The sequence below is a fragment of the Herbiconiux liukaitaii genome (assembly GCF_041927495.1).
Taxonomy (GTDB): domain Bacteria; phylum Actinomycetota; class Actinomycetes; order Actinomycetales; family Microbacteriaceae; genus Herbiconiux; species Herbiconiux liukaitaii.
The window spans coordinates 229144-255313 of the sequence record NZ_JBHFHG010000008.1 but is presented as its reverse complement, the minus strand read 5'-3'; the positions used below and the strand labels follow the sequence as shown (position 1 = coordinate 255313).

Below are 26170 nucleotides of genomic sequence, written 5' to 3'. Positions count from 1 at the left end.
AGGTCGAGCACAGCCCCGCACCGCGAGGCCTGGCAGCACCCAGGTGACATCGGCGGCTGCGGCAGCGGCACCGACGTGGACACCGACGGCCGAGCTCAGGTGGCGCTCGACACCGTCCAGCCGAGGGTGATGAGGGCGTCGAGCGGCAGCAGACCCGCACCGACGGCGACGGCGTCACCCGCGAACCGCGTGCCCATCAGCGTGTACTGCGAGGCCGGCCGGCGGAGTGCGTGCGCGGTGATGGCCGCGTCGATCTCGTCGGGGAACGCCGCCAGAAGACGCTCGCCCACCCACCCCCCGATCAGCACCCGCTCGGGGTTGTTGAGGTTGACCATGCTGCCGAGGGCGGCCCCGAGCTCATCGATCACCTCGGTGATCAGGGCCCTGGCCGCCGGATCCTCCGCCTGGGCGTCGATCAGCGCGCCGAGTGCCGACCATCCGGATCCGGGAACGTCGGCGCCGGTCAGCGCCCACCGACTGAGGATCGCATCGGCACCGAGGTAGGCCTCCACGCACCCCCGGTTGCCGCAGCGGCAGAGGGCTCCGCCGAGCTTGATCGTCGTGTGCCCCCATTCGGTGGCGCTCGACCGGCTCCCCGTGGCGATCTCACCGTTGATCACGAGCCCCATTCCGACACCGCGTCCCATCTGGGCGACGATGGCGTGCTGGGCGTGCTTCGCGTTGCCGAACCACAGCTCGGCCCGTGCCTGCAGCGTGGCGCCGTTCTCGGCGAGCACCGGCACCGCGTCGACCGCGCACAGCTGCTTCACCGCCACCGGATCCCAGCCGAGGCTCTGCGCGTAGACCGTCTGCACGCCGTCCGCGTCTGTCTCCACGATGCCGGGCAGTCCAAGCCCGACGCCGATCAAGGTGCTCCAGCGATCCGGATGGCGGGAGCGGAGCGCGTCGAGCGCCGCGGCGATGTCGGCCGCGAGGTGCTCCGCCGACTCCGCCTCCTTGCCGCCCCGGAACTCCCGGTCGATCCTGTTCATGGAGAGGTCGAAGAGCTCCGCCGCCACCCCACGCTCGCCGACCTCGATGCCCACCGTGACTGCGGTGTCCGTGCGCGGCCCGACGATCGTGATCGGTCGACCGCCGCGCGACGACTTGCTCCCCCGCTCGGTCACGAGGCCCTCGTCGATGAGCTCGACCACGATGTTCGCCGCGGAGGCCGCCGACAGCCCGATCTGCGCGGCGATCTCGGCCCGGGTCGTCTCGCCGCTCAGGATGATGTGCTTCAGCACCACCGCCCGGTTGCGCTGCCGCAGCGACGTGACGGTGGAGGCATCCGCCGGTGACGTCGCGGCCCGGTGCGGGAGGGGACCATTCATGATGAGACGACGATACGGCAGCGGGCCCACCAGGTGGGCGTCGACGGTGGTCATGCCGACACCGTCACTCCCCGGAGCACAGCGGGAGCGGCGGCGCGGATCACCAGGTGTCCGTCGGCCCACCGGCTGACGAAACGATCGGGGGTGTCGCTGTCGAGCGTCCAGGCCCCCGGTCGGCTCTCCAGCGCGAACCGGATCTCCGCGTCCGCCTCCAGGGAGAGTGGAAGCGCCTCCTCGTCGGTGTAGGGCTCTCCCGCCGTGTGATGCCACATCGTCGGAGCGGCGATCGCGGCCAGCTCCGGGCGGCCCGGCGACGCCGTGGGCTCGTGCCCCCAGGCCGGCAGCGAGAGAGGTGCCCGACCGAACATGGCGTTGACGACGTCGGCGCGCTCGTCGCATCGGTCGACCGCGACGGCGGCGAGGTAGTTCTCGAGAACAGCCCACGCCACCTCCGGCTCGGGTGTCGCACCCGGGTCGGCGATGAGCTCCCACCCCGCCGGCGGCCGGATCGACAGCGGCGACGTGAGCGTGTCGAGCTTCTTCCACGGCCAGAAGTTCCAGCCGATGCCGTGCCGCTCGTAGAGCCGGTGCGCGGTGTAGATCCACTCGGTGGTGTTCTCGCCGCCCTCGCCCATGTAGATGGGCAGCCCGAGCCGGTCGCGGGCCTCGAGGTACTCCTGGATGCTCGACTCGTCTGGTGTGCACCAGTAGCGATGGAACTGCAGCATCGAGTTCGCATCCCAGACCTCGGTGAAGATCGACCAGTTGGTGGCCCAGTGGGCACCCTCGTAGACGATCAGGTGGTCGGGATCCACGGCCCGGATGGCGGCGGTGAGGTCGCGGTACAGCTGCGCCAGCTCCGCGGCGTAGGTGTGCTGCCACTCGTTGGGCAGGGGCTCGTTGAGCAGGTCGTAGCCGAGCACCACGGTCTCCTCCCGGTACCGGCGCGCGATCTCCTCCCAGAGCCGGATCGTCAGCGCGCGGTAGCGCTCGTCCATGAAGAGCTCGGGGAGCCCGCGGGGGGAATCGTCGATGTTCGTGCCGGTCTGCCCGCCAGGGGCACCGTGCAGATCCAGCAGCACCCAGATCCCGTGCGCCCGGCACCAGCCGATCAGATCGTCGATCCGCGCGAAGCCTGCCTCGAGCAGCTGCCCGTCGTCGGTGATCAGCGACCGGGAGTTCAACGGCAGTCTCACATGGTCGTATCCGAGCCGGGCGATGCGGGCGATGTCGGCCTCCGTGATGAACGCGTCGCCGAAGCGCTGCCAGAACTCCGCGGCCCGCGCCGACCCGACGAGATCGCGGATCCGGGACTCGATCTGCCGCGGCGCGCTCATCTCGTCGCCGAAGGTCCACATGTAGCCCTCGGGGAGCAACCAGTTGCCCAGTCCCATACCGCGCAGCACCAGCGGACGACCCCGGCCGTCGACCAGGTGCGCGTCTCGGGCGTGCACGAACCCGTCGAAACGTGGCGTTGTCATGTGGTACCTGTCATTTCAGGCCGGACAGGGCGAAACCCTGCACGACGAAGCGTTGGAAGATGACGAAGACGATCAGGATCGGCACGACCATGAGCGTCGCCGCGGCCATCTGCAGCGAGGGATTGGTGGCGATCTGCTGGTTGAGCAGCGACACCCCGACAGAGAGCGTGTAGAGCCGTTCGTCGTTGGCGAGGATGAGCGGCCAGAGGAAGCTGTTCCAGCCGGCGATGAAGGTGAGCACCACCTGCACGGCGAGGATCGGCCTGGACATCGGCAGGATGATCTGCCAGAAGATCCGCGTCTCGGAGGCCCCGTCGATGCGGGCCGCCTCGATCAGCTCGGTGGGGATGGTGACCATGAACTGCCGGAAGAGGAACACGCTGAAGCCGGAGACGAGCGTGGGCAGCGCGATCCCGATCAGGGTGTTGGTGAGTTTGGCGCCGTTCAGGATGAGGTACGTCGGGATCATGGTGACCTGCACCGGGATCATCATCGTGATCAGCACCAGGAAGAACAGCGGTTCGCGGAAGCGGAAGCGGAACTTCGCGAAGCCGTAGCCCGCCATCGCCATCAGGATCAGGCCGACCATGCTGATCGCCACGATCGCGACGGTGTTCACGAGGTAGCGACCGAAGTCGAGCTCCTGGAAGAGCTGCACGAAGAACTCGAACGTGGGGGTCTCCGGCAGCACGACCGGCGGGTAGGCGACGGATTCGCTCCGCGGCTTCACCGACGAGGCGATCATCCAGAGGAAGGGGAAGGCGGTGATGATCGCCCCGATGGCGAGCACGATGCCGATGATCACGGTGGTCACCCGGGCACCGGGCCGCCGCCGACGCCCGCGCGGGGGACGGGAGCGCAGAACGTCCGGTTCGAGCGCGAGCGGCTCGCGGAGGTCAGTGATCGTCATCGGCTCTCCTGGTTCGCAGCTGGATGAGGGTGATCGTGGCGATGATGGCGAACAGGATCACGGAGCCCGCGCTGGCGTAGCCGAACTGGCTGGCCGAGAACCCGGTCTGGTACAGGAAGAGCGAGACGCTCGTCGACTCCCCCAGCGGACCGCCCTTGGTGAGCACGAACGGCTCGTCGAAGAACTGCAGCCACGCGATGATCGTCGTGATGGTCACGAAGAAGATCGCGAACCGGAGCAGCGGGATCACGACCGACACGGCTTTGCGGAGTTCGCTCGCGCCGTCGAGGCTCGCCGCTTCGAGGTACTCCTTCGGCACACCCTGCAGGGCGGCGAGGAAGATGATCACGTTGAGCCCGGTGCCGCGCCAGACCGCGACGAGCACGAGCGAGACCTTGACCATCACCGGGTCGCTGAGCCACTGCACGGGCGGCAGGCCGACCAGTGAGAGGAGGTAGTTGAACAGCCCGAACTGCGTGTTGTAGAGGTAGCCCCAGACCAGCGAGATCGCCACGATGGCGGTGATGGCGGGCACGAAGTAGAACGTGCGCAGTGCCTTGAAGAACCAGTTGCCCGAGCGGTTCAGCAGCAGCGCGATCACCAGCGAGAAGAGCACGACGCAGGGCACGCCGATGATCGCGAAGATGCCGGTGTTGGTGAGCGCCTGCCAGAAGTCGGGGTCGGCGAGCAGTTTCGTGTAGTTCTCCAGGCCGATGAACTCGATCACCGACCAGTTGCCGAGCCCCGCGAGATTCATGTCGGTGAAGCTCACCAGGAGCGCGATCAGGATCGGCAGCACGCCGAAGGCGAGCAGCAGGATCATCGTCGGGGCGATGAAGAGGTACGGCGTGGAGCGGGCTTTCATGGGGTCTCCCGGAGAGGCGGCGGAGTGGGGATCAGGAGCCCCACCCCGCCGACAGCGTGCTCGGTCAGTTGATCGAGGTGCCGCTGGTGGTGTCGAACAGTGTCTGCAGCGCGGTGTCCGTGTCGGTCCCGGTGAGGACGATGGAGTTCAGCGCATCCAGGAGCGCCTTGCCCGTCTCGCCGTCCCAGTTGGGGACGAGGGGCAGCAGCTTCGCGTCCTGCAGCTGCTCGGCGTACACCGCGACGAGCGGGTCGGCGGTGAGGGAGGCATCCTCGAGCGCCGCCTTCACCGTCGGGAGCTGACCGTCGAGCCCGTACCAGGCCGTCTGCGTCTCGGGCTCCGACAGGAAGTCGAGCAGCGACAGCGCGCCCTCCTGGTTGTCGGTGGACCCCCAGACCCCCACGTTCGACCCGGCGAGCAGCGAGGTGCCGGCCGTTCCGGCGGGGATGGGTGACACGGTCCACTGGCCTTCGAGCTCGGGGGCGGCCGCCTCGATCGCACTGGCGAAGTACGGCCCGGAGACGAGCATCGGGGTGGCCCCGGAGGTGAAGCCCTGCGTCTGGTCGAAGTCGGAGTTGGTCGGCACGGAGCCGTCGGCGTACAACCCGGTGTAGAGGTCGACAGCCGACTCGAACTCCGGGGTGTCGAAGTCGATCTCGCCGCTGTCGGTGAGGATGTCACCCCCCTGATCCCAGGTCATGATCACGGGCAGACTCGAATCCCACTGCGGGATGTAGTAGCCGTACTGTCCGTCTCCCCGACCCGCGAGGGTCTTCGCATCCGTGCGCAGCGCCTCCCAGGTCGCGGGAGGTTCGGTGATGCCGTTCTCGGCGAGGATGTCGGTCCGCGTGTACAGCACGCGGGTGTCGCTGACCCACGGGATGCTGACGACGTTGCCCGCGATCGCGGTGGCCTCCCCCGCGACGCCGTCGAGGAACTTCTCGCTCGCCAGGTTCGGATAGTCGGCCAGAACCGCGTCGTCGAGCGTGAGCAGCGCGCCGGACTCCGCGAAGGTGCGCAGTTTCGAGACGCCGATCTGCAGCACGTCGGGACCGTTGCCGGAGGCGACCGCGGTGGTGAACTTCTGGTCGACCGCATCCCAGGGGATGGCGACCGTGTCGACGGTGATGCCGGTCTTCTCGGCGAACGGTGCGACGAGTTCGTCGAAGTGGGCCGAGCTGTCGCCCATCACCCACACGGTGAGCTCCTTCGAGTCACCTGACGCTCCGGAATCGCCGCCGGCGCAGCCTGCGAGTGCGAGGAGGCTGACCAGCGCGACGGGCGTGATGACGGCGAGACGTGATCTCTTCATTGAGGATCCTTTCGGGATGTGATGCAGATTACCGTCGGGCGACGGCGGGCTGGGGTCGGGTGAGAGAGGTGTGCGCGGCGATCAGGGCGCTGTACCAGTGGGCGCTGAGCTTCGGGATGCGCTCCTGCGTGCGGTAGTCGACGTAGACGAGGCCGAAGCGTTTGCTGTACCCCTCGGCCCACTCGAAGTTGTCCAGGAACGACCATGCGAAGTACCCGCGGAGGTCGACACCGTCGGTGATCGCGTCGGCGGCGGCGGCGAAGTAGCCGTCGAGGTAGCTCACCCGCTCGATGTCGATGATCTCCCCGTTGGGGTCGACGTAGTCGTGGTAGCTCGCGCCGCTCTCGGTGACGTACACGGGCAGTGTCGTCCACTCGCGGGCGACGCGGGCGAGCACCGAGCGCAGCGCATCCGGGGTCACCGACCAGCCGAACGAGGTGGTCGCCGGCTCGGCGGGCACCTCACGCACGCCGAACGGCGCATCGTCGTCGGCCGAGGCGATGACCCGCTGGTAGTGGTTGACGCCGGCGAAGTCGACGGGAACGCCGATCAGCGCGAGGTCGCCGTCGTGGATGACCTCCGACAGTCCGTGCGGATCGAGGGCCTCGTGCACGGCGGCACCGTAGGCCCCGAGATAGACCGGGTCCATGAAGACCCGGTTCGTGACCGCGTCGAGCCGATCGGCGGCCGCACGATCGCGGTGTGCGTCGCTGGCCGGAACGATGTCGGTGAGGATGTCGGTCACCCCGACGCTCACCTGCGGTGCGACCTCGCGGATCGCCGCCACGGCGAGGCCGTGGGCCAGGTTGAGGTGGTGGGCGGCTGCGACAGCGGCGCGGAGGTCTCTGCGCCCCGGCGCGTGGGCGCCGTAGCCGTAGCCGAGGAAGGAGGAGCACCACGGCTCGTTCAAGGTGATCCAGTGCGACGCCAGGTCGCCGAGCTGCGTCAGCACCGCGCGAGCGTAGTCCGCGAAGAGCGACGAGGTCGTGCGGGCCGTCCAACCGCCCTCCTGCTCGAGAGGCGCCGGCAGGTCCCAGTGGTAGAGGGTCACGTAGGCGTCGATTCCCCGCGACCGAAGAGCCTGGAGGAGTGTGCGGTAGAACGACACGGCTTCGGGGTTGAGGGGCCCCCGTCCGGTCGGCTGCAACCGTGACCAGGAGACCGACAGACGGTAGCTGGAGATGCCCAGTTCGACCAGGAGATCGACGTCCTCCTCCCACCGGTGGTAGTGGTCGCAGGCGATGTCGCCGGTGTCCCCGTGGAGGGTGAGGCCCTCGGTGTGGGAGAACACGTCCCAGATGCTCGGCCCGCGGCCGCCCTCGGTCGCAGCTCCCTCGATCTGGTACGCGGCCGTCGCGACCCCCCAGGCGAAGCCTGCCGGGAAGACGGTGAGATCCGCCGTGGTGTGCGGGATGGTGTGCACGGTGCTCCTTGGATTTCAGGTCGATGTGAGACAGGTGTCTGCGGGTGGGAGGGCTCCCTCGTGCGGGAGCCCTCCCACCCGGGTGGTCAGTACGAGGAGTAGACGGTGACCTCGTCGATGGTCCACCACTGCGGGGCGACACCGGTCTGGGTGATCCGGATGTACCGCGCCGTGGTGGGCGAGATCGAGATGGGGCGTTTCCAGCCGTAGGCGATGCCGGTCGCCGCTGTCGACCAGGTCGCTCCATCGGTGGAGGTCTCGAGCGTGAAGCCGCGCGGATAGTCCCAGGTGGAACCGGTCGGCGTCTGCACGGTGACCATCGCCACCGTGCGGTTCGCCCCCATGTCGATCCGGTACCACTCGCCGCCCGCCATCGCCTGACCGCTGCTCCAGGTGCCGGAACCGACACCGTCGATGCCACCGGCCGTCGACGTGCCCGAGGCCGTCGACGAGGCCGTCGCCGTCCATCCGCTGTGGCTCACCGCCGTGGGCGCGAAGGAGGTGGCGCCGCCCGCGTACTTGGTGAGGGTCGCCACGAAGCGGTCGTTCTTGGTGAAGTTGGCGGTGCCGAACTGACTCACCTTCGACACGAAGGTGGCCGCGTTGTCGGAGTTGATGATCGGAACGGGCCGTGGATTGCCGTAGTACATGCCCCAGTACGCGAATCCGTCGGTGGCAGACCCCTTCACTTTGTAGGTCCACGCCGACCACGACACGCTCGACGCGTTGAGCCCCGCCATGAAGCGCGCCCAGACGTCGTCGTTGTAGTAGAGCGAGTACTCGCCGTACAGCACGGGGACCCCCGGGTCGGCGAGCTTGGCCGGCAGGGCGGCCAGCTCGTTGGTCACGAGCTGGTTCTGGGCGTTCCAGTCCTTGGAGTTCGGCATGTCGTAGGGGTGGTACTCGTAGACGACGTTCGTCCATCCGTAGGTCGACGGCGCCGCGATGGCGCTCAGGCTGAAGAACGCCCCGAGGAAGATCGTGTGGTCGGGGTCGATGGCGCGCACCGCGTCGTAGAGACGGTCGTAGTAGTCGCTCTTCTGTGCGACGTCGTCGGCATCCTCCCCGTAGTCGATCAGCGGTTCGTTGATGAGGTCGTAGCCGGCCACAGCGGGGTTGCCCTTGTAGCGGGTGGCGATCGCCTTCCAGATGTCCTCGGTCCAGTTCTGGTAGGTGGCGCTGCCCCAGAATCCGTTCGGATTCGGTCCGATACGGCCGCAGCTGCCCCAGGGGCATCCGCCGCCCGGCACGGTGTGCAGGTCGATCAGCACGTACATCCCCCGGGCCGAGGCTTCGCTGATGACCCAGTCGATCTTCTCCCACGGGTCGGTCTTCCAGCTGCCGTCGACGTTCAAGAAGGTGTTCCAGCCGATCGGCACCCGGATGAAGTTCATGCCGGTGGCCGCGATGGCGTCGAGGTCGGTGGAGGTCAGCCAGGTGTCCTGGTGCGCATCGATCACGGTCTGCGCGCCCGACGCGCCGAAGCGGGAGGTGAGCGTGGTGTTGAGCGAGTAGTCGTCGTTGTAGAGGCCGGCCGTCAGCTCGCCGATCGACCACCACGACGATGCGGTGCCCGTCTGGACCAGCCGCAGGTACCTGGCCGATCGGGCGGCGAAGTGGATGGTCGTGGCCTTCTTGGTGCCGGCACCGGTGGCGACCGTCGCCCAGCTGGTGCCGTCCTTGGACAGCTGCAGGCTGAAGCCGCGGGGGTAGTCCCCCTCGTCCGTCGAGTTCTTTGCGGTGTCGGTCGTCACGTTGTTGAGCGTGATGAGCGCGCCCATGTCGACCGTGATCGCCTGCCCGTTGCTCTGCGCCGTCTCCGTCGTCCAGCGGGTGGAGACGGAGTTGTCGATGATGTTCGCCGGCGAGGCTCCGGTCGTGGCCGTGACGGCCCAGCCGCCCCGGTCGAGGTTGTTGCCCGAGGTGATCGCGATCTCAGCGATCGACCACCACTGCGAGGAGGTGCCGTTGGAGACGATCCTCACGTATCGACCACCCTTGGCCCCCTGGAAGTCGGCCTGGATGACGCGGTTCGTCCCGTAGCCGCTCGCCACGGGAGTGAAGTTCACGTTGTCGTAGGAGGTGAAGACATCCCACACGCGGGGGTAGTCGTTCGCCGTCGCGGCGCCGGCGTCGAACAGGATCTTGTCCATGTCGACGTTCCGGCCGAGATCGACCGTGTAGCTCTGACCGGGAACCTGGGAGGCGCCACTCTGCCACGCCGTCGCCACGTCGCCGTCCAGCGCGGAGGCCGAGCTCGTTCCAGGCGCGGAACTCGACGCCACAGACGTGTGCGTGCCGTTGAAGAGCACGGGATCGTTGAAGAGGTTGATCTCGCCGATCGACCACGGGGCCGTGGCGGATCCGGTCTGCGACACCCGGACGTACCGGGCCACCTGGGGGCTGAACTGCGCCGTGCTGACACCGTCGGTCCCGGGCTTGGACGCCACGCTCTTCCAAGTGGCGCCGTCCGACGACGTCTCGACGGTGAGGGCGCGCGGGTACTGGCCTGCGTTGTTCGTGTTGTCGATCGAGAGCCGGTTGAAGAGAGTGGGCGCCGACAGGTCGATGCGGATCCACTCCGAACCGGCCTGGTTGGCGTTCGTGGTCCATCGTGTGGTCGACGATCCGTCGACGGCGTTCGCGGGGGTGCCGGCGGAGGCGGTGACCGACCATCCGGTGCGGTCGACGGCGAACTCGCCGAGGGGCGACATCCAGTCCTCCTGGGTGAGCCAGCCGCCGACGTTGGTGCCGCGGAGGTTGACGGTGGCGCCGGTGCCGGAGCCCTTCTTGAGCACCGCGCCGCTCGCCTTGATGAAGTCGGAGCTGCTCAGGGGGGCCGCCTCAGCGGGAGTCGGAGCGGCCACGACCGAGGACAGCATCGCTGCCAGGGCCATCACCGCCACTGCCATCGTCTTCTTCATGATCCTCCTCGATCACAGGGACGGTCGGACCCGAACGGAGCCCGCCGAACTCATCGTGGCCTAGTCGAGTCGACTTTGTCTACCTCTTGCAATAAGTATTAGCAAAAGGGGCGCGGAGGTGTAGTGGTCTCATTGTTGACCGATCGTTCTTGACTGATCGTTCACCAATCACTACGGTGGAGCCATGGGCAGAAACAGGACCTTCGACGAGGCAGAGGTGGTCGCCGCCTGCGCGTCTGCGTTCCGGTCGACCGGATATGAAGGCACGTCGATCGACGACCTGGTGCGGGCCTCCGGGCTGCATCGAGGCAGCCTGTACAAGGCGTTCGGCAGCAAGCGGGGGCTGTTCCTCCAAGCGCTCGGTCAGATCGCCGACAGCGGGAGTGGAGACGACGACTCCACCGATCTGCTCCTCGTCGCCCTCATGGAACTCGCACCCCGCGACGCGGAGATAGGCGCCATCGTGTCGACGATCCTGGCGCACAGCCGACCGCAGCACACGGCGGCGTCGTTGGGTGCGCGGCTGCTGAACCGCGCCGGTCTCACGACACCCGACCACACCCCACCGAAGGACACGCCATGAACACCATCACCCTTTCCGACGCCACCCTCGAGGTCGAGCCTCGAGGCATGGACAAGCTCTGGTCGCTCACCCGCAAGCTCGTGATCCCCCTCACGCACGTTCGAGGCGCGACCTTCGATCCCGGCGCGAACAACGAACCCAAGGGCGTCCGCGCCCCGGGGCTCGCCATTCCCGGCAAGTGGGCGGGCACGTTCCATCGTGACGGCGACAGAGCGTTCTGGAACGTCAGCGCACCGGGGGAAACGGTCGTCATCGAGCTCGCCGACGAGCACTTCACCCGACTGGTGCTCACGGTCGATGACCCGCGGAAGGTGGTCGACGCCGTCAACGCAGCGGCAGCGGCAGCGGCCTGACGCGCCGGGCCCTCAGCGCATCTAGGCGGAGACGAGGCGCACCGGCGGGAGCTCCTCGAAGGCGGGCTTCGCGAACCAGTAGCCCTGGAACAAGCGGATGCCCACGGACTTCAGGAAGAGGAACTCCGCCTCCGTCTCCACACCCTCCGCGAGCACCGTGATGCCCAGCTGGTTCGCGATGCCCACGACGCCGGTGACGACCGCCTGACGAGCCGGGCTGGAGTCGACTCCGCGCACGAGCTTCATGTCGATCTTGATGAGGTCGGGCTGGAAGTCGACCAGGAGCCCCAGCCCGGCATGCCCGGCGCCGAAGTCATCGACGGCGGTCGTGAACCCGTGCTTGCGGTACTCCGTGATGATGCCCATGAGGAGATCGGTGTCCTCCACCTCCTCGTTCTCCGTGAACTCGAACATGATCGACGTCATCGGAAAGCTGAACCGGCGGGCGGCGACCAGAGTCGCTCGGAGGCAGGCGACCGGGTCGTAGACCGCGTTCGGCATGAAGTTGATCGACAGCTTCAACTCCTCGCCCTCGGGGTACAGGCGTGATGCCAGCTCGATGGCCTTCACCCGGCAGTCCTGGTCGAAGCGGTACTTCTGCTCCGCCGAGACTCGGGACAGCACGTCGAAAGCGCCCTCGCCCGTCAAGCCGCGCACCAGCGCCTCGTACCCCCACACACGATCGTCGACGGCGTCGTAGATCGGTTGAAAGGCCATGCTGAAGTCGAAGTCGAGCTTCGAAGCGGTCGAGCAGCCATTGCATGCCATACGGAAGTTCCCCCACCTCGTTTCGTCCACCATAGGCACCTCTCGAGCCAGCACCGGCAGATTCAGTGCCTTTACAGGCAATCGGATCGGGCGTCTGTTGCTTTCCATGCAGTTAAGTGATTGAGTTAACCGCATGGAAAGCAACGATGCACGGAGCCCCACAGCTGCGCACGACGCCTTGCGCACTCTCGAAGGCGACAGGATCGAACTGGCGCTGCGCACGCGTTCGCCTCACTGGTACTACCCGACCTTGGCGCTGCTCACCGCAGGGATCACCCTCTCCCCCCTCGCCGGAGGCACCTGGGTCTTCGTCCTCATCGCTTTCGCGTGTCTCGGGATCGTCGGCCTCGAGCGGGCCTTCGTGGTCACGACGGGGATCTCGACCAACCGGGTTCCCGGCCCGAGATCGATGCTCGTCCTCATCGTGATGTTCGTCGTCGTGTTCGCGATGGTGGCCGTCTCCGGCATGGCCGCGAACACCGATCAGGTCGGGTGGGCCATCGTCGCCGGCGCGGTGAGCTTCCTCACGATGTTCCCAGGCGGGTTCGTCTACGACCACTTCTACGGCCAGGAACTTCGGCGTGGCCTCTAGAGCACGCTTCGACGAATCGATCCACGCTCCTACGCGGCTGCGACTGTGCGCCCTCCTCCGCCCCGTCGACCACATCGACTTCTCGGTGCTCGCCACGACCCTCGGTCTCAGTGACGCAAACCTCTCCAAGACCGTCCGCGCCCTCGTCGAGCTCGGCTACCTGGCCACCACGAAAGAACCGTCGACGTCGAGACACGACGCCCGCCGAACCACCCGCGTCGCCCTCACCCCGGCAGGCAGATCCGCCATCGACGGCCACCTGGCAGCCCTCCACGACCTAGCAGCCTCCACCAACCCGACCCCAGTGGCCCCCGACGCTCAGCCGCACTGATTCCCCTCCTCTCACTCGCCACCCAGCACTGCCCCCCCTGCCCACCGGGGCAGCCCGCACGTTGTCCACATGTTCGGGCGCGAGGCGGGCGGCCTGACCATTGCGCCCTACGGTGGGGCCGTGATTCGAGTGGCGAAGTTCGGGGTGTGGTCGAGACGATGGCGACCCGAGAGCAGCCCAGAATCGAGTTCACTTGGAGCGTCTATCCCCCCTGGAGCCTTGATATCTAGGGGGGATAGATTAGGATCGTGACGAAGCCACAGAAGTACCGCGACGTCACCAAGTTCCTGCGATCGAAGGGCTGGAAGTTCAAGCGCCAGAAGGGCAGCCACGAAATCTGGGGGCCGTCCGACTCTGGAATGACCTTTCCGCTCGTCGCTCACAAGGGCGAAGTGTCGCCCGGAGTGGTCCGACAGATTCAGCAGATCTTCCCGGATTCGCCTCGTGAATGGAATTGATGTGAAGACCAGCCGGATGCCCCGCACGCTCCATGCCCGCGCCTATCGCGACGCCGGCACGTGGTGGACGATCGAGATCCCCGAACTCACCTCCACCGGCCCCAACGGCTCCACCATCGTCGCGATCGGCGGCGCCGTCGCGCTGAAGGACGTCGACCGGGCCGCCCGCGAACTCGCCGCCGTCTGGCTCGACGTCGACGACAATGAGATCACCGTCGACGTGACCGTCGAGCTCCCCGCGGCAGCCGCCACCTTGTGGGCCGAAGCCCACGAGAACGAGAAGCGCTCTCGTGAGGCCGCCGCAGCCGCCGCGCGCCTCAGGCGCGAGGCAGTGCACACCCTCAAGAAGAGCGGGCTCACCCAGGCCGACGTCGCCCGAGCACTCGGCCTCTCTGCACAGAGGATTAGCCAGCTCTCCCACTGAGGCTCGGCAGGCGCCGAGGGGTCGATCGCTCGCGGTCCGCATCCAGGTCACTCTCTCAGAAGGACCAGGCTCGGGAGGGGTTGGCGGCGAGGATGCGTGAGACGGCTTCGGCGCCGAGCAGGTCTCGCAGACGCGGGGCCACGGTTTCGAGGAGGGCCACCGGCCCGGACGCCCGCGGCTCCGACCTCGACCGCGCAGCGGTCCTGTCGGCCCCGAGGAGGAGCTGCGGCAGGTGACCGCGGTCGACGAGCGTCTCGAGGATAAGCGCGAGGCGGTCCATGCCGTTCGGCTGCTGGGGCGATGGGGTGTCCAGGCAGAGCCAGGCACCCGACTGCGCGGCGGAGACGATCTCGTCGATGCTCGGATTCCGACCCAGGTGCCCGAGCACGATCGACCGCTCGGAGACACCCAGCCCCCGCAGAGCATCCAGCACGAGACCGAACGCCGACCCCTGCTCCAGATGGATCGCGAGAGGCACGCCGGTGGCATGGTGCGCCAGCGCTGCCGCGTGAAGTGCGGAGGCTTCATCCGGCGCGATGGCGTCCACACCGATACCGATCTTGATCAGCCCGCACCCCCGCTCGACGACGTCTCCGAGGAACGCATCGGCCAGCTCGCGCGTCGAGAGCCCGGGGACGACCGCGCCCGAGGAGTAGACGACCCTGCGATGCCGCCCGGTGGCGGCCACGACATGGACCCCGGTGGAGGCACTCAGTCGCCTCAGCGCAGGGAGACCCCGACCGAGCCCTCGGGGCGTCCACTGCACGAGCGTTCCCCCACCCGCCGCCGAGAACGCGCGCAGCTCAGCACCGGCAGCCGCCTCGTCGTCGAGCTCCTCCCCGGGAAGCACCGGCGTGGTGAGGAAGAGGTGGTCGTGGGAGTCCACCACCCCCACCGAGCCCGGCTCGACGTCCCCGAGCACAGTGCGGATCACTCGCGGCACCTGGCCCACCCGATCCGCCCCGCCCACCCACGTCACTGATCCCCCTCCCCGCCACCGGCCAGCCCCGCGGAGGCTGACCCCGCGTAGCCCTCCCCCGGCACGAGCCGCAGTGCCGCCATCACCCGAGGAAGCCCCACATACGGCACGAGATGCACGAACGCCTCGGCCACCTCCTCCCGCCCCATCCCGATCCGAAAGCACGTCTCGACATGGCCGACGAGCTGCGGATCGACACCCCCGAGCGCGGTCAGCGCTCCGAGGATCAGCATCTGCCGATCCCGGGGCGTCAGATCCCCCCGCTGGTACGTCCCCCCGAACACCGCACCCACGATCCACTCGTCGAACCCGGGCGCAGCCGCATCCACCGTCGCGCGCCACGCGGCGGTCGTGGCCTCATCCTGCAACTCGGCCAGACGTTCCTGCCCCGCAGCCATGTCGAACAGCCGATCCATCGTTCCTCCTGAGCTCGATGCCGTAACGCCTAGAACGTTACACTGGGGGAATGGAGAACTCGACGGACTTCCGATTCGACGGCGGAGCCACCTGGTCCAACCTCCTGGCCACGCAGGGCCAGAGCTTCGGCGCCCACCCGATCGAACGACTCCCGACCCCGCACGCCGCGAGCCGCTGGCTCACCCTGGTCGGCTACCCGCCGACCGACCCCATGACCGACACCGACCTCGACAACATGATTCGACTCCGCGAGGCACTCCGAGACCTCGCGATGGCCGCGGTCGCCGGCCGTGCAGCACCACCGCAGGCCCTCACCCACGTCCACGCCGTCGCCTCGGCCCCCACCCGCCTGGCCTTCCCCGCCCACCTGGCCTTCCCCGCCCCACCCGAGCACGGCATCCCGATGCAGACGGCGCTCAGCCTCATCGCCATCCAGGCCCTCGTGAGCCTGCAGGGCCCCGACCGCGACCTCCTGAAGGAGTGCGCAGAGGTCGACTGCAGATGGGTCTTCCTCGACACCTCCGGCCGCCGCACCTGGTGCCCCTCCCCCGCGTGCGCCAGCCGAGGCCGCGTCCGCGCCCACCGCGCCCGCCAGACCCCCGCACCCTCCAGAACGAGACCGAGCAGCAGCTAGGGCCGGTTCATGGCCGAGGCGCGTGTTCTCCGTCCGGGTCGTAGACCCTGAACCTCTCTACGACGCGCACCTGCGGCCCGAGTTCGATCTGCAGGTCACGCCCCAAGCTCTCGCCTTCGGCGATCCACTGCCTGCCGACCTCGGCATCCGGCCACCGGATCTCCGTGACGGGATCGAGCACCGCCTGCCACATGCGATTCCAGTCCCGAAGCCGCAGCCGCAACGATTCGGAAACCGGCAGAGAACCAAGAAGATCTCGCGGACTCCACGCGGGCACAAGCATCAGGACGTTCTGGTGATCGCCTTCGTCAGAAGTGCCCATGACTGCAAGCGTAATGACGCCGCCCTTCCGCCCCCGAGCCCCGCCCGAGGATGCGCCGGTCAGGCGTCGACGGCGGCGGCCACCACTCGCGCCATCGGCTTCCGGATCATGTGGTCGCTCGCGTTCACCGCGTGCGTGGTGACGTTGCGCATCTTCTCGATGATCGTGAGGTTGCCGGGGACCAGGAACTCGTCGAGCCGCCCGTAGATCACCTCGATGGGGTGGTCGACCCGGGCCAGATCGCTGATGACCGTCTGCGACTCGAGGCAGTGCTCCATCGACTTGATGAACGGCACCCAGGTGTCGGCGGTGATCTCCATCACGTGCGGAATCGGCAGCAACCGCCCCACCAGGGCAGCACTGGCCATGGTGAACTTCTGGTTCCCCCGCAGGTAGTGCAGCGCCTGCAGATACCCCGACATCTGCTGCCGCGTGCGGCGGTCGCCGATCTCCTCCGGCGCGAGGTACACGGGCGGGCTCACGAGCACGAGCTTCGAGAGGTGCTCGGCGTGGGTGGCGGCGTAGCGACTGCCGATGAGCGTGCCGAGCGAGTGCCCCACCAGCACGAACGGCCGGGCGAGATGCAGGTGACGGATGGTCGCGGCGAGCGCGGCCACATGCTCCTCGAGCGTGTACTCCGCCTGCGCGGGCCGCGGCGATCCGCCGAAGCCGAGCAGGTCGATGGCGATCACCCGGTGGGTGCTCTGGAGCAGCGGCGTGACGAACGAGAACGTGGCGGAGGAGGAGGCGATGCCGTGGATCATCACCACCACAGGCGCATCCGCCCGCCCCTCGGGAACCCCGGTATCGGTCGCCACGTGCAGCAGCGGGGCGCGCGGGTCGTGCAGACCCTCGATCACATCGTGCAGCCGCGACATGAACCCACTCTGGCCGCTCCCCCGCACCCCGGCAACCGAACGCATCCGGGACTCCACGGTGTTTCACAACTCTATATAGGTAGATTAGGGCCATGCAGGTACCTAGGCGCGTCACGGTGGTCCACACATGAGCTCTCGCAACTGGCTCATCGGCGGTCTCATCGCCTTCGGATGCCTCCTCGTCGGCGTCCCCGCTGCAGCCATAGCCACCTACGCGATCACCGACGCGCGCGGGGTCGTCACAATCGAGTCCGCCCCGGACGGGTCGGAGCGCACGGTGCACTGGCGCGACTATCCCGGATCCGCCGACGTCGACTCGCAGGAGGTCCTGGCCGGCCCCACCCTCGAGGAGGGAATCGACGAGGGCGAGGCCATGGTCAGAGAGATCCGCGAAGCGCTCTCGGCTGAGTTCGGGCTCGAGTGGGCCCCGCCACCCGCCGGTCAGTCCACGGCGGATCAGCTCTTCCCCACAGAGAACCACTACGGCGGGCCCTCGATGCTCTCGGTCGTGAACGCCCCCACGTCGCAGAGCACGACCGTGCCGGAGACGTGGGAGGAGAAGCAGCGCGCGATCGACATCATCGGCGACGTCACCGCGCGCTACGGATACGGCCCTCCTCGGCTGGCCCAGGACAGCTCACCCATGACGGAGCAGGACCGCATCCGCGATCTCGGCGGACCGACCCCCGCCACCCAGGTCATCGTCTCGGGAATGTCGCTCGGGCCCACCGGTCAGTGGCTCGCCTTCACCTTCCAGGACCTCTCCAAAGACTCCGACGGCCGGATGCGTGAACGCTTCGCCGGCTCAACAGCGAACGGCTGGCAGGAGAACACCATCAGCCTCAGCTACGGCGCGAACGGCCTCCTATCCGAGCAGGACCGCGCCGAGTTCCTCGAACGCCTCGAGCCCTACACCGGCCTGCAACGCCCCGAGCCCCAGATCAGCTAGCCGGCGAGCCTGTCCTCGCAGGTCGCAAGACCGCGCCATCGCTCGGTGCCGAAGAAGTCGCGCTCGACAACCTCCGAGCCCTAACTGTCGTCGTCCTTCATCGCTCTGCGGATGGCCCTGATGTTCGACGGCAATCCGTACAGGACGCCGAACAGCGCCACGAGGACACCAGAGAACGTCAGGATGGGGTTCAACTCTCCAGAAACGAACCATCCGACAGAGGCGCCGACGATGAGCAGCGAGCCCGTGACTACCGCAATGCTGCTGACGAGCTGCATCTTTCGATCGGCGTTCACGCCCTGAGTGTGGCACGGCGAGCCACATCTGTCGACGACCCGTTCGGGGATCGTCTGGCGGGCAGCCTCAGCGAGACGCGGTGAGGCCGTCCTGACGCGTCGACACCAGGCCGCGTACCAAGGCGATGATCGCCACAACGCTGACGAAGGCGATGAGTATGGCGCCGGGGAGACCGACGGCGGGCTCCGTGACGCAAGTGGATCGAGCCGACACCGCCGGCGCGTAGTCATCGCATCGGCCCACCCAGGTTCCCCACACCACGAAGTTCACCACGACGATGAGAACGATGCCGACGAGCTTCGGCCAGCGTCGATGCACCCTACTCATCGGATGCCCAGCCGGCCCCGAGGTCGTTGAGTCCCTCGATCACCTCGTGCAGTAGCGACATGCCCCCACTCTGGCCTCAGACCGAGCGTTCCGCCTACAGCCCCTCCCGCCGGTCGACGAGACGAGGTCTGCCCGGACGCTATTGCGGTGCGGCGAGGCGCCGGATCGCGTCTTCGATGACGGAACGCCTGCCCCCGACATCCGGTCCAGTGGATTCAGCCAGTTGCCGGAGGCCTGGCGGGGCGCTGCTCCACGTCGATGCGAGCGCCCGGACGATGGCCAGGAGATCTGCCGGCTCCCATCCGGGATCGATCACTCCCGCTTCTTGACCAGCTCGTATCTGGCCAAGCTTGTTCCGGTATTCGTCGAGGTCGTCGTCTCCGACCTGCAGTGACCCCTCGAGGCGAGCCCACGAAAGGAGTCGCACTACCGGCGGGTTCGAGATGGCGGCATCGAACAGGTCGCCCGCGGCTCTCGGCAACTCTGTTGCAAGATCACTTGTAAGCAGGTTCGCCTGGGCTGCAGCCACTCGCACGGCTGTTCTGAACAGCTCCTGCTTATCGCCGAAGTATGCGTATATCCGCTCTTTGTTCGCCCGCGCCACTGAGGCGATCCGGTCTACGCGGGCACCAGCGAAGCCATACTCGGCGAACTCAGCCACCGCGGCGTCCAAGATTCGTTGTCGAGTTCCCGCAGTATCCACCTGTGGAGCATACCAACCATATAGTTGGGGTACGCTCCAACCATTCGGTTGGCGGGACTCCGAGAGAAAGTGTGATTGCCATGAAAACCACCAGGCGCCTCACCATTCGCGACGTGCAGATCGCCTACACCGACGAAGGAGAAGGGCCCATTGTGATCAATGCACACGGGCTCGCGCAGAGTCGGAACTCGGCTGGGACCTTCGGTGTGATCGAGCCGGGCGGATTGGTCGATGCCGGCTACCGAGTCATCTCCTATGACGCCCGTGGCCACGGGGATTCAACCGGAACGGCCGAGCCGCACACCTATCAATGGGACGAACTCGCGAAGGACTTTCTCGCCATCGCTGACCACTTCTCGCCTCACGAGCCCGTTCGCGCCATGGGAATATCGATGGGGACGGGAACGGTCCTCTCGGCTGCGATGCTCGCGCCTGACCGTTTCGCCGCGATCGTACTCGGCGCTCCACCCACAGCGTGGGAGACCAGAGCGGACCAGGGGATCCTGTACGAGCGTCTCGCGCAGATGGTCGAGCAGGTGACTGGGGATGAGTTCCTCGCGCTTCTCGCAAAGACACCTATCGCGCCGATCTTCGCCGAGACCCTGCACTACCCCGGACGCCCAACGCCACCGTTCTCGCTACTTCCCTCGGTCTTTCGCGGTGCCGGTCGTTCAGATCTGCCTGTCCGTGCCGAGTTGCTCGCGCTTGCCATCCCCACACTCATCCTCGCTTGGACAACCGACGCCGGTCACCCTGTCAGCACCGCACAGAGTCTCCGCGATGCGCTTTCGGCCAGTTCTCTCCATACGTCCACCACCACGAGCGATATCGAGACGTGGGCATCACGAGCAGCCGTATTCTTCACTGATTTTGCGGCCTGAGGGGCGGCTGCGGCAAAGGGCGCAACCAGCGGCTGAGTGGGATCCGCCTCGCCGCGACGCTCCATTGGCTCATGGGCCCAGGAAGCTTGGTTACTCGCTCTCTCTGCCGGTCGCGGCCCAGTGAAATCTTGTCCACGACCACCTGACAATTCTGACATCGCCGGAAGCTGTCCCGAACTCAGCCCTTGGGGAAGCCGATCGAGCGCAGCTCGGGAGCCAGGTTCTCCCACTGCCAGGCGCGCTCAGCTTCCCGCGCGACCTCGCCGCCGCCGTCGAGGCCGATGGCTTTCGCCGCGTAGGCGGCGGCGTGCGGCGAGTGGTCGAACATGTGAGCTACCGCGCACGCCTGACCGGCAGCCCGAGCAGCGGCCACGGCGGCCGCCGTCGACCCCGCCTCGGTCGCGTCGCGCGCAGCCGCGTGAGCGGCGAACGCGGCAGTGCGACAAGCCGTCATCGGAAGCTCCCCGCGTTCCCACGCGCGGAGAGCGGCGATCGCCGCCCGCGGCCGCTCATCCCCCGGTCGCTGCTCCTCGAAGATCGGCAGCACTCGCTCTGCGCACCTCGCCGCCCACAGCGCGATCGCGCGATGGATCGGAGGCTCAGGATTGGCCCACCGGACCTTCGTCTCGCCGCTCACTCCTAGATCGTCTCAGGATCGCCCCACTCTCCGCGATCGGGCCGAGGCGCAGCGCCGGCCAGTCGTTGACGTCACGGAGCAGCTGCCGGTCATGCGTGGAGAGCACCACGGCCGCTTGAGTCGCACCGAGGGCGTCGGTGAGTTCGTCGACGAGCGCTATCGACAGGTGGTTGGTGGGCTCGTCGAGCAGCAGCACGTGCGGTCTCGCCGCGAGCACCAGGGCCAGGTCGAGCCGGCGTTGCTGCCCCATCGACAACTCACCGATGCGTTGACTCGACTCCCGCGCGCGCAGGAGCCCGAGCTGCGAGAGCCCGACCGCCTCCGACGCAGAAAGCGTCCCAGCCGCGACGAGCGCGTCGACGTGCGCGGCGTAGAGCTCGCTTGCCCGCCGATGCGGCGGCAGGTCCGTCTCCTGGCGAAGGAACCCGAGACGAACACTCTGCGGCACCTGCACCGAACCGGTATCGGGGTGCAGCTCGCCCGCGATCACACCGAGCAGCGTCGACTTTCCGGCCCCGTTCGGGCCGGTCACGACGAGCCGGCCGCGGTGCGAGAGCGAGAACGACACGGGGCAGGCCAACCGACCGGCAACGCTGACGCTCTCTGCGCTGAGGAGCACGGCGCCAGTCCGGGTCGGCAGATCAGGGAACCGGAAGTGCAGGGGCGGTTCCGGCACCGTCACGGCGTGCGCCTCGAGCTGCTCCTGCCTGCGGTGCACGCTCTGCACGAGCCCGCCCGCACGGGTCGCACGGCCGTGCTTGTTGGAACCCTTGTCCGGCCGCCATCCTGAAACCAGACGGTTCTGCGCCGAGCTCAGGCTGTCCTGCAGGCGGGCCTGCTCGGCTTGCTGCCGGTCGAACTCCTGTTGCCACCGCTGACGCTCGGCCCGCCGGCCCTCCCGATACCCGGCGTACCCGTTGCCGTACACCCGCACGCGGTCATCGGGTGTCGGGTCAAGATCGACGATGGTCTCCGCCACGTCCGAGAGCAGCGCGCGATCGTGCGTGACGACGACGACTCCGCCGGCACGGGCCCGGAGCTGAGCGCTCAGAAACTCGAGGCCTGATCGGTCGAGGTGGTTCGTCGGCTCGTCCAGCAGCAGGAAGTCGTCGTCGGTGCCGAGCAGACACGCCAGCCGCACGCGGTACCGCTGGCCCACCGAGACCTCAGCGAGCAGCCGAGCCGGATCGGTCTCGGCGTCGAGTGCTTCGAGCGCGATCTGCACCCGACGCTCGGCATCCCACGCGTCGAGCACCTCGGCATGCTCCAACGTGGCAGCGTAACGCTCACCAGCGCCGGCAGCCCCGGCCGACAATGCACGGGCAGCATCATCGAGCGACGCCAGCGCAGCGAGCGGTTCGGCTATCGCTTCTGCAATGGCGTCGCCCACGGTCCGGTCGCCGCTCGAAGGCATCTCCTGTTCCGCGACGCCGAGTGTCCCGGTGCGCTGCACCGTGCCGGCATCAGGAATGAGCGTGCCGTCGAGCACATGGAGCAGGGTGGATTTTCCCCGCCCGTTCTCCCCGACGATCGCCACTCGGGAGGCGGACGTCAGGGTGAGGTCGACGTGGTTCAGGACGCGGACAGCGCCGCGCATCACAGAGATGTCGGAGGCGATGAGTTGGGCGCGCTGGACCGCCGGAAGATGGTTGGTAGGGGTGAGCATGCGAATCCTTCGAGGCGACGCACCAGCGAGCCTGCGACAGGCAAGGGAGGGTGCGCGGATGAAAGCGACCCACGAGGGTCGAGAACGAGCGGCCGCCGCAGGCTCGGATCTACTCAACGAGCGCGGTGGGCCTTACTCAGCCATCAGAGGAAGAACAAGTGCACCCCTCGATCGTACGATGCCGCCTCCGCCGCTCGCAATCGAACGTCCATGAGGCGGCCAGCTTCCCGCCTAGACGACCATCGCAGGCCGCTGGTCCATGTGGACGGCATGTGGTAATCGCAACACGAGCCTCTATCACGGGCCGGCCAGGAGGCAGGCTATGGCTGAAGCGGCAGCACCGTGACGGCTGGCGTCTTGGCTGCATCCTCGATGGAGACGGGCCTCACGCTCGCGGCGATGCCAGCTGTCATGTCGCCTGTGCTCATCGCTTGCAGGTGTCGACGCACAATCCCAGCGAACGTCGGGCAATGCGCGGAGACAAGAGCCTCACTCAGCGTCTTGCTGCCGCTCCGGTTGGCGTAGTAGGCGATCTGCGTTCGGATCACGTTGTCGACGGCCTGCGGGACATTCTCTGCGATCAGCTGTAAGAACGAGTCGGCGGAGTGCACCTCGTAGGGCAACTCATCCGATACGTCGTGAAACCCCGCGTCATCGGTAACCAGGTAGGTGGCTCCGCACGTAATCGATGCGGCATAGACGTGAGTGTCGTGCGTGTCGTCTCCAGGGAAGACCATCCCTGCGGGGAAATCGCGGACAAGCTCGTCTAGAGACGCCTCGATCAACTCCTTCGCGTTGCCCGTGAGGTGCCCCGGACCACCCGAGTTGTTCTTCCGAATCCAGTACAGAACCTCAGCGATGACGTCGTTGGAACTCGCCACCGTGAACATGTCGCCGCAGGTCTCTTTCCGAAGCAGGAATAGCCAGTCCCGAAGGGTCTTCGAATACAGGACGTTCGCGTCCACGAAGACGACAGGTACTCGCATCCGATCACGATAGAGGGATCCGCGGACACCTCGCGATGAGTGATGCGTTACTCTCCGCCGAAGTCAGCCTGGAGCAACTCGTTGATGGCAACCGAACGCTCAGCTTCGCGCGCCTGACGGAATTCTGACAGGTCGCTCCAGCGCACCCGCCGGTGCGTGCCTCGCATAACGGCGGGGAGCTTGCCGTCGGTGATCAGTTTCACCAGCGTGGGGCGAGAGACTCCGAGCACATCAGCAGCGGTTGACGTCGTCAACAGCTCGGGCATCGACTCCAACACCACACGGCCGCCCTGCACCATCCGGTGCACGATCGAGTCGAGGACCTCGGCAAGGCCAGCCGGCACCTGAATGCTCTTGCCGGTCCCCGTTGTGATCGTCACACCGGCGAACATCTCATCGCCGACCTGCTCGACGACTCCTGCAGCCTCGGCGCGTAGCTCATCAGTGATCGTCATCGATGGGCGCGCTGACGTTGCGACAGTCATGATCTTTCCTTCGCTAAGCCGAGGCTCTGCTCTCTTCTGTTGAAGATGCTAACCAATCGGCTTTCGTTTGCAAGTGTAAGCGCAATCCTGCTTGCCGTAAAGATCACGCGACCCAGAGAGGTGTGCGACAGCACAGGGCCGTTTTGAGGGTGCTGGCGCGTTACGGAGCTCCCGGCGGCTCCACTGACACGGACTCCCGCGTCCACGTCACCTGAACATCCTCGTTGGCAAGGCGCAGTCCGGCCTCGGGGAATACAGCAGTGACGGTACAGGTCCAGCTGTAACCGGCGCCTGCTGCACCTCCCGCAAGGATCGCGCAGTACTGGCCACTGACCGAGCGCGCAAGCCAGAAACCTCCGCCAGCAGCATTTCCCGAAGAGTCGAGCCGTCGAGTCGATTCCGGGTCTATGGAGGGCAAAGCCGTTGCCATCTGATCCTCCGGCCGCTGCGGTCCGCTGAAGTAGATGTCCACGCTGGATAGGTCCAATGAAGAGGCCGAGGCAGGAGTCGATGCGCTGGGGGTCACCGGAGTTTCGCGAGATGGCTGCAGACCCATCACCTGAATCGTCCCTACGATCGTCACAGCCACCAGAGCCGCAGCGAACGCACCGGTGCGAAGAATCCTGCGCACCAGCCCGCTCGTCTTCCTGGGTCCGGCACCCGGATCTTCACTCTTCTCCGGGTCCCGTTCGGTCACAGAACTGCCATCCGAGAGAAGCGCTTGCTCGCCAGCTGGAACAAGCGACGACCTCGCCGCAAGTGCATCATCGGAACGATCCCGCCGACGCTTCATCTCGTTCGTCGCTTCTTCGATCATCTGAGCCGAGTGACCACGGTCGAAGACGATCCGCTCGAGTTCAGCGTCGGATGCACGCGAGAGATCCATGGCAGCAGTCTGCCTCATGGGTACATGCCCGTGTGCTGTAGCTCAGACGCTCAGGGCATCGAGCCGGTGCGTTCTAGTCGCGGAGGCTCAGGATCGCGACGACCGGGCGGTGGTCGCTGCCGACGGAGTCCTCGGCGCTGAGCACCTCCGAGGCAACGGCATGCCAGTCGCCCGTCGTCAGCACGTGGTCGATCGGGGCCGCGAGAAGTGGCGGCAGCGACGTGGGCCAGCTGCCCTGGGCACCGGCACCCGCCTCTGTGAGCGCGTCCGAGCATCCGCCCAGGGAGCCGAGGTGATCGAGCGTCGCGTTGAGGTCGCCGCCGAGAACGAGGTCGGGCTCGTCGCAGAGCGACAGCACCCAGTCGAGGTCGCTGCGCCACGACGACATGATCGCCGGCAGCGGGGGCATCGGATGCGCCGCGACGAGCACAGGGCCGGCTCCGTCGGCGGGGCGCGCCACGACGCTCGGCATCCTGCCCGTATCGCCGAGCTCGTCTGTGACCTCGTAGTCGCCGAGCTCCTCCGACACGAGCAGCGCCGTCGGTGGAGTATCCGACGGGTCACCGCGCTCCGCCGCGAACACCTGCATGGGCCGACCCGCGGCATCCATGACCCGGGCAACGGCCTCGGCCGTGGTGCGCGAGGTCTCGGGCAGCGTCAGCACCGTTGAGCTCTGGGCGAGGGCGACGCGGGCGATCTCGTCGGCGGTGACCGTGTCGTAGGTGTTCCAGGTGAGAACACGGATGCTCGTGGCGGGGTCGTCAGACTCGGCGACCGCCGAGGGTTCTGCTCCTGGCCCGAAGCCCCGCCCCGCCAGCACCGCCACGTTCGCGACCCCCGCGAGCAGCGCTATCGCAGCCAGGCCGCCGACGACCGAACGCGCCTTGCGGGCCCGACCCCGCAGCACACAGAACACCACCGCGCCGACCACGCCCAGCGCCACGAACCCCACGGCAAGAAGCCCCCGGAACGCGATGAGCTGCGCGAACACGAGCTGCCGCTCAAGCCCGAACAACCCCGGCGCGCACACGATCAGCGCAGCACCAGCCCCCACAACAAGAACAACAACCCGACCCCACATGCCGCCCGACCCTACCGAAGAGAAGTGGGAGGGACGCCTGACTCCTTCCCGTCTAGTACGGAGTGTGGGCGCGCTGCCCGTCTGTCGTGACGATGGCCCTGCACTGCTGTCCAGCACCTCCGCCGCCTGAGCCACCCCCCATCGGCGCCAGCAGCAAGAACCGGTCTCCACAGCCCGCGTGTTCTCCACACATTCGGGCGCGAGACTCCCGCCCTAGCGTCGACTCCCTAAGTTGGGTCTGTGATTCGAGTGGCGAAGTTCGGGGCGTGGTCGACGCGGCGATGGCC

Annotated in this window: 30 protein-coding genes; 9 read left to right on the top strand and 21 right to left on the bottom strand. The window is 67.3% G+C overall.

Going from position 1 to position 26170, the window contains the following annotated elements:
- Window positions 1-95 precede the first annotated feature (95 nt).
- The 7 genes from ACEXQC_RS17750 to ACEXQC_RS17720 form a co-directional block, all read right to left on the bottom strand.
- Window positions 96-1385: an ROK family transcriptional regulator gene (locus ACEXQC_RS17750; RefSeq protein WP_374825416.1), complete on the bottom strand. Its 1290-nt coding sequence runs from the start codon at window positions 1383-1385 to the stop codon at window positions 96-98.
- Complete coding sequence (locus tag ACEXQC_RS17745; RefSeq protein ID WP_374825414.1) at window positions 1382-2812, bottom strand: glycoside hydrolase family 5 protein; 1431 nt, start codon at window positions 2810-2812, stop codon at window positions 1382-1384. Before ACEXQC_RS17745 ends, ACEXQC_RS17750 begins: the two co-directional genes overlap by 4 nt.
- A 10-nt stretch (window positions 2813-2822) precedes the next feature.
- Window positions 2823-3722: a carbohydrate ABC transporter permease gene (locus ACEXQC_RS17740; RefSeq protein ID WP_374825412.1), complete on the bottom strand. Its 900-nt coding sequence runs from the start codon at window positions 3720-3722 to the stop codon at window positions 2823-2825.
- Complete coding sequence (locus ACEXQC_RS17735; protein WP_374825410.1) at window positions 3709-4587, bottom strand: carbohydrate ABC transporter permease; 879 nt, start codon at window positions 4585-4587, stop codon at window positions 3709-3711. The genes ACEXQC_RS17740 and ACEXQC_RS17735 overlap by 14 nt, the downstream gene beginning before the upstream one ends.
- A 64-nt stretch (window positions 4588-4651) precedes the next feature.
- Window positions 4652-5899, bottom strand: a complete 1248-nt coding sequence (locus tag ACEXQC_RS17730; RefSeq protein ID WP_374825408.1) for an extracellular solute-binding protein — start codon at window positions 5897-5899, stop codon at window positions 4652-4654.
- 28 nt (window positions 5900-5927) lie between these two features.
- Window positions 5928-7322: a GH1 family beta-glucosidase gene (locus ACEXQC_RS17725; RefSeq protein WP_374825406.1), complete on the bottom strand. Its 1395-nt coding sequence runs from the start codon at window positions 7320-7322 to the stop codon at window positions 5928-5930.
- 86 nt (window positions 7323-7408) lie between these two features.
- A complete protein-coding gene (locus tag ACEXQC_RS17720; protein ID WP_374825404.1) occupies window positions 7409-10246 on the bottom strand; it encodes a discoidin domain-containing protein in 2838 nt (945 codons plus the stop codon).
- A 184-nt stretch (window positions 10247-10430) separates the two neighbouring features.
- Between ACEXQC_RS17720 and ACEXQC_RS17715 the strand changes: the two genes are divergently transcribed.
- Both ACEXQC_RS17715 and ACEXQC_RS17710 read left to right on the top strand, forming a co-directional pair.
- The gene (locus ACEXQC_RS17715) at window positions 10431-10829 is read left to right on the top strand and encodes a TetR/AcrR family transcriptional regulator (protein WP_374825402.1); all 399 of its coding nucleotides are present in this window, start codon (window positions 10431-10433) and stop codon (window positions 10827-10829) included.
- A complete protein-coding gene (locus ACEXQC_RS17710; protein ID WP_374825400.1) occupies window positions 10826-11182 on the top strand; it encodes a hypothetical protein in 357 nt (118 codons plus the stop codon). The genes ACEXQC_RS17715 and ACEXQC_RS17710 overlap by 4 nt, the downstream gene beginning before the upstream one ends.
- Window positions 11183-11203: 21 nt before the next feature.
- Here ACEXQC_RS17710 and ACEXQC_RS17705 read toward each other — a convergent pair whose 3' ends face one another.
- A complete protein-coding gene (locus ACEXQC_RS17705; RefSeq protein ID WP_374825398.1) occupies window positions 11204-11899 on the bottom strand; it encodes an EAL domain-containing protein in 696 nt (231 codons plus the stop codon).
- A gap of 184 nt (window positions 11900-12083) precedes the next feature.
- Here ACEXQC_RS17705 and ACEXQC_RS17700 point away from each other — a divergent pair, with 184 nt between their 5' ends.
- The 4 genes from ACEXQC_RS17700 to ACEXQC_RS17685 all read left to right on the top strand — a co-directional run bounded on the left by ACEXQC_RS17700 (window position 12084) and on the right by ACEXQC_RS17685 (window position 13755).
- Entirely contained in the window at window positions 12084-12542 is a 459-nt protein-coding gene (locus ACEXQC_RS17700) for a hypothetical protein (RefSeq protein ID WP_374825396.1), read from the top strand.
- On the top strand, window positions 12532-12873 hold the full coding sequence (locus ACEXQC_RS17695) for a transcriptional regulator (protein ID WP_374825394.1): 342 nt from the start codon (window positions 12532-12534) through the stop codon (window positions 12871-12873). The genes ACEXQC_RS17700 and ACEXQC_RS17695 overlap by 11 nt, the downstream gene beginning before the upstream one ends.
- A gap of 248 nt (window positions 12874-13121) precedes the next feature.
- On the top strand, window positions 13122-13331 hold the full coding sequence (locus ACEXQC_RS17690) for a type II toxin-antitoxin system HicA family toxin (protein WP_374825392.1): 210 nt from the start codon (window positions 13122-13124) through the stop codon (window positions 13329-13331).
- A gap of 16 nt (window positions 13332-13347) precedes the next feature.
- Window positions 13348-13755, top strand: coding sequence for a hypothetical protein (locus ACEXQC_RS17685; protein WP_374825390.1), 408 nt, complete (start codon window positions 13348-13350; stop codon window positions 13753-13755).
- Between the two features lie 55 nt (window positions 13756-13810).
- Here the strand turns inward: ACEXQC_RS17685 and ACEXQC_RS17680 are convergent, their stop codons facing one another.
- Together ACEXQC_RS17680 and ACEXQC_RS17675 are read right to left on the bottom strand one after the other, a co-directional pair.
- Complete coding sequence (locus ACEXQC_RS17680; RefSeq protein ID WP_374825388.1) at window positions 13811-14734, bottom strand: phosphotriesterase family protein; 924 nt, start codon at window positions 14732-14734, stop codon at window positions 13811-13813.
- Window positions 14731-15150 (bottom strand): carboxymuconolactone decarboxylase family protein, encoded by a 420-nt coding sequence (locus ACEXQC_RS17675; RefSeq protein WP_374825386.1) that lies wholly within the window; start codon window positions 15148-15150, stop codon window positions 14731-14733. The genes ACEXQC_RS17680 and ACEXQC_RS17675 overlap by 4 nt, the downstream gene beginning before the upstream one ends.
- A gap of 50 nt (window positions 15151-15200) precedes the next feature.
- Between ACEXQC_RS17675 and ACEXQC_RS17670 the strand changes: the two genes are divergently transcribed.
- Entirely contained in the window at window positions 15201-15785 is a 585-nt protein-coding gene (locus ACEXQC_RS17670) for a CGNR zinc finger domain-containing protein (protein ID WP_374825384.1), read from the top strand.
- Between the two features lie 7 nt (window positions 15786-15792).
- Here ACEXQC_RS17670 and ACEXQC_RS17665 read toward each other — a convergent pair whose 3' ends face one another.
- Window positions 15793-16107: an immunity protein CdiI family protein gene (locus ACEXQC_RS17665; RefSeq protein ID WP_374825382.1), complete on the bottom strand. Its 315-nt coding sequence runs from the start codon at window positions 16105-16107 to the stop codon at window positions 15793-15795.
- A gap of 59 nt (window positions 16108-16166) precedes the next feature.
- The gene (locus ACEXQC_RS17660; RefSeq protein WP_374825380.1) at window positions 16167-16985 is read right to left on the bottom strand and encodes an alpha/beta hydrolase; all 819 of its coding nucleotides are present in this window, start codon (window positions 16983-16985) and stop codon (window positions 16167-16169) included.
- A 127-nt stretch (window positions 16986-17112) separates the two neighbouring features.
- Between ACEXQC_RS17660 and ACEXQC_RS17655 the strand changes: the two genes are divergently transcribed.
- A complete protein-coding gene (locus ACEXQC_RS17655) occupies window positions 17113-17934 on the top strand; it encodes a hypothetical protein (protein WP_374825378.1) in 822 nt (273 codons plus the stop codon).
- A gap of 80 nt (window positions 17935-18014) precedes the next feature.
- Here ACEXQC_RS17655 and ACEXQC_RS17650 read toward each other — a convergent pair whose 3' ends face one another.
- The 3 genes from ACEXQC_RS17650 to ACEXQC_RS17640 form a co-directional block, all read right to left on the bottom strand.
- On the bottom strand, window positions 18015-18230 hold the full coding sequence (locus tag ACEXQC_RS17650) for a hypothetical protein (protein ID WP_374825376.1): 216 nt from the start codon (window positions 18228-18230) through the stop codon (window positions 18015-18017).
- A gap of 67 nt (window positions 18231-18297) precedes the next feature.
- The gene (locus ACEXQC_RS17645) at window positions 18298-18549 is read right to left on the bottom strand and encodes a hypothetical protein (protein ID WP_374825374.1); all 252 of its coding nucleotides are present in this window, start codon (window positions 18547-18549) and stop codon (window positions 18298-18300) included.
- A 148-nt stretch (window positions 18550-18697) separates the two neighbouring features.
- The gene (locus ACEXQC_RS17640; protein ID WP_374825372.1) at window positions 18698-19261 is read right to left on the bottom strand and encodes a TetR/AcrR family transcriptional regulator; all 564 of its coding nucleotides are present in this window, start codon (window positions 19259-19261) and stop codon (window positions 18698-18700) included.
- A gap of 80 nt (window positions 19262-19341) precedes the next feature.
- On the opposite strand from ACEXQC_RS17640, the gene ACEXQC_RS17635 reads away from it, so the two are divergent.
- Window positions 19342-20142 (top strand): alpha/beta fold hydrolase, encoded by an 801-nt coding sequence (locus ACEXQC_RS17635; protein ID WP_374825370.1) that lies wholly within the window; start codon window positions 19342-19344, stop codon window positions 20140-20142.
- 178 nt (window positions 20143-20320) lie between these two features.
- Here the strand turns inward: ACEXQC_RS17635 and ACEXQC_RS17630 are convergent, their stop codons facing one another.
- From ACEXQC_RS17630 to ACEXQC_RS17605, 6 genes are all read right to left on the bottom strand, one after another.
- The gene (locus ACEXQC_RS17630) at window positions 20321-20779 is read right to left on the bottom strand and encodes a putative immunity protein (RefSeq protein ID WP_374825368.1); all 459 of its coding nucleotides are present in this window, start codon (window positions 20777-20779) and stop codon (window positions 20321-20323) included.
- Window positions 20742-22445: an ABC-F family ATP-binding cassette domain-containing protein gene (locus tag ACEXQC_RS17625; protein ID WP_374825366.1), complete on the bottom strand. Its 1704-nt coding sequence runs from the start codon at window positions 22443-22445 to the stop codon at window positions 20742-20744. The genes ACEXQC_RS17630 and ACEXQC_RS17625 overlap by 38 nt, the downstream gene beginning before the upstream one ends.
- Window positions 22446-22765: 320 nt before the next feature.
- Complete coding sequence (locus ACEXQC_RS17620; protein ID WP_374825364.1) at window positions 22766-23431, bottom strand: PIN domain-containing protein; 666 nt, start codon at window positions 23429-23431, stop codon at window positions 22766-22768.
- A gap of 47 nt (window positions 23432-23478) precedes the next feature.
- Window positions 23479-23916, bottom strand: coding sequence for a helix-turn-helix domain-containing protein (locus ACEXQC_RS17615; RefSeq protein WP_374825362.1), 438 nt, complete (start codon window positions 23914-23916; stop codon window positions 23479-23481).
- A gap of 160 nt (window positions 23917-24076) precedes the next feature.
- The gene (locus ACEXQC_RS17610; protein WP_374825360.1) at window positions 24077-24802 is read right to left on the bottom strand and encodes a hypothetical protein; all 726 of its coding nucleotides are present in this window, start codon (window positions 24800-24802) and stop codon (window positions 24077-24079) included.
- A 73-nt stretch (window positions 24803-24875) separates the two neighbouring features.
- A complete protein-coding gene (locus ACEXQC_RS17605) occupies window positions 24876-25883 on the bottom strand; it encodes an endonuclease/exonuclease/phosphatase family protein (RefSeq protein ID WP_374825358.1) in 1008 nt (335 codons plus the stop codon).
- Window positions 25884-26170 lie beyond the last annotated feature (287 nt).

Excerpts from the sequence above, each read along its gene's own strand:
- ACEXQC_RS17750 (WP_374825416.1), bottom strand. The coding sequence starts at position 1,385 with ATGACCACCGTCGACGCCCACCTGGTGGGCCCGCTGCCGTATCGTCGT.
- ACEXQC_RS17745 (WP_374825414.1), bottom strand. The coding sequence starts at position 2,812 with ATGACAACGCCACGTTTCGACGGGTTCGTGCACGCCCGAGACGCGCAC.
- ACEXQC_RS17740 (WP_374825412.1), bottom strand. The coding sequence starts at position 3,722 with ATGACGATCACTGACCTCCGCGAGCCGCTCGCGCTCGAACCGGACGTT.
- ACEXQC_RS17735 (WP_374825410.1), bottom strand. The coding sequence starts at position 4,587 with ATGAAAGCCCGCTCCACGCCGTACCTCTTCATCGCCCCGACGATGATC.
- ACEXQC_RS17730 (WP_374825408.1), bottom strand. The coding sequence starts at position 5,899 with ATGAAGAGATCACGTCTCGCCGTCATCACGCCCGTCGCGCTGGTCAGC.
- ACEXQC_RS17720 (WP_374825404.1), bottom strand. The coding sequence starts at position 10,246 with ATGAAGAAGACGATGGCAGTGGCGGTGATGGCCCTGGCAGCGATGCTG.
- ACEXQC_RS17715 (WP_374825402.1), top strand. The coding sequence starts at position 10,431 with ATGGGCAGAAACAGGACCTTCGACGAGGCAGAGGTGGTCGCCGCCTGC.
- ACEXQC_RS17710 (WP_374825400.1), top strand. The coding sequence starts at position 10,826 with ATGAACACCATCACCCTTTCCGACGCCACCCTCGAGGTCGAGCCTCGA.
- ACEXQC_RS17705 (WP_374825398.1), bottom strand. The coding sequence starts at position 11,899 with ATGGCCTTTCAACCGATCTACGACGCCGTCGACGATCGTGTGTGGGGG.
- ACEXQC_RS17700 (WP_374825396.1), top strand. The coding sequence starts at position 12,084 with ATGGAAAGCAACGATGCACGGAGCCCCACAGCTGCGCACGACGCCTTG.
- ACEXQC_RS17685 (WP_374825390.1), top strand. The coding sequence starts at position 13,348 with ATGCCCCGCACGCTCCATGCCCGCGCCTATCGCGACGCCGGCACGTGG.
- ACEXQC_RS17675 (WP_374825386.1), bottom strand. The coding sequence starts at position 15,150 with ATGGATCGGCTGTTCGACATGGCTGCGGGGCAGGAACGTCTGGCCGAG.
- ACEXQC_RS17670 (WP_374825384.1), top strand. The coding sequence starts at position 15,201 with ATGGAGAACTCGACGGACTTCCGATTCGACGGCGGAGCCACCTGGTCC.
- ACEXQC_RS17665 (WP_374825382.1), bottom strand. The coding sequence starts at position 16,107 with ATGGGCACTTCTGACGAAGGCGATCACCAGAACGTCCTGATGCTTGTG.
- ACEXQC_RS17660 (WP_374825380.1), bottom strand. The coding sequence starts at position 16,985 with ATGTCGCGGCTGCACGATGTGATCGAGGGTCTGCACGACCCGCGCGCC.
- ACEXQC_RS17655 (WP_374825378.1), top strand. The coding sequence starts at position 17,113 with ATGAGCTCTCGCAACTGGCTCATCGGCGGTCTCATCGCCTTCGGATGC.
- ACEXQC_RS17635 (WP_374825370.1), top strand. The coding sequence starts at position 19,342 with ATGAAAACCACCAGGCGCCTCACCATTCGCGACGTGCAGATCGCCTAC.
- ACEXQC_RS17625 (WP_374825366.1), bottom strand. The coding sequence starts at position 22,445 with ATGCTCACCCCTACCAACCATCTTCCGGCGGTCCAGCGCGCCCAACTC.
- ACEXQC_RS17620 (WP_374825364.1), bottom strand. The coding sequence starts at position 23,431 with ATGCGAGTACCTGTCGTCTTCGTGGACGCGAACGTCCTGTATTCGAAG.
- ACEXQC_RS17615 (WP_374825362.1), bottom strand. The coding sequence starts at position 23,916 with ATGACTGTCGCAACGTCAGCGCGCCCATCGATGACGATCACTGATGAG.
- ACEXQC_RS17610 (WP_374825360.1), bottom strand. The coding sequence starts at position 24,802 with ATGGATCTCTCGCGTGCATCCGACGCTGAACTCGAGCGGATCGTCTTC.
- ACEXQC_RS17605 (WP_374825358.1), bottom strand. The coding sequence starts at position 25,883 with ATGTGGGGTCGGGTTGTTGTTCTTGTTGTGGGGGCTGGTGCTGCGCTG.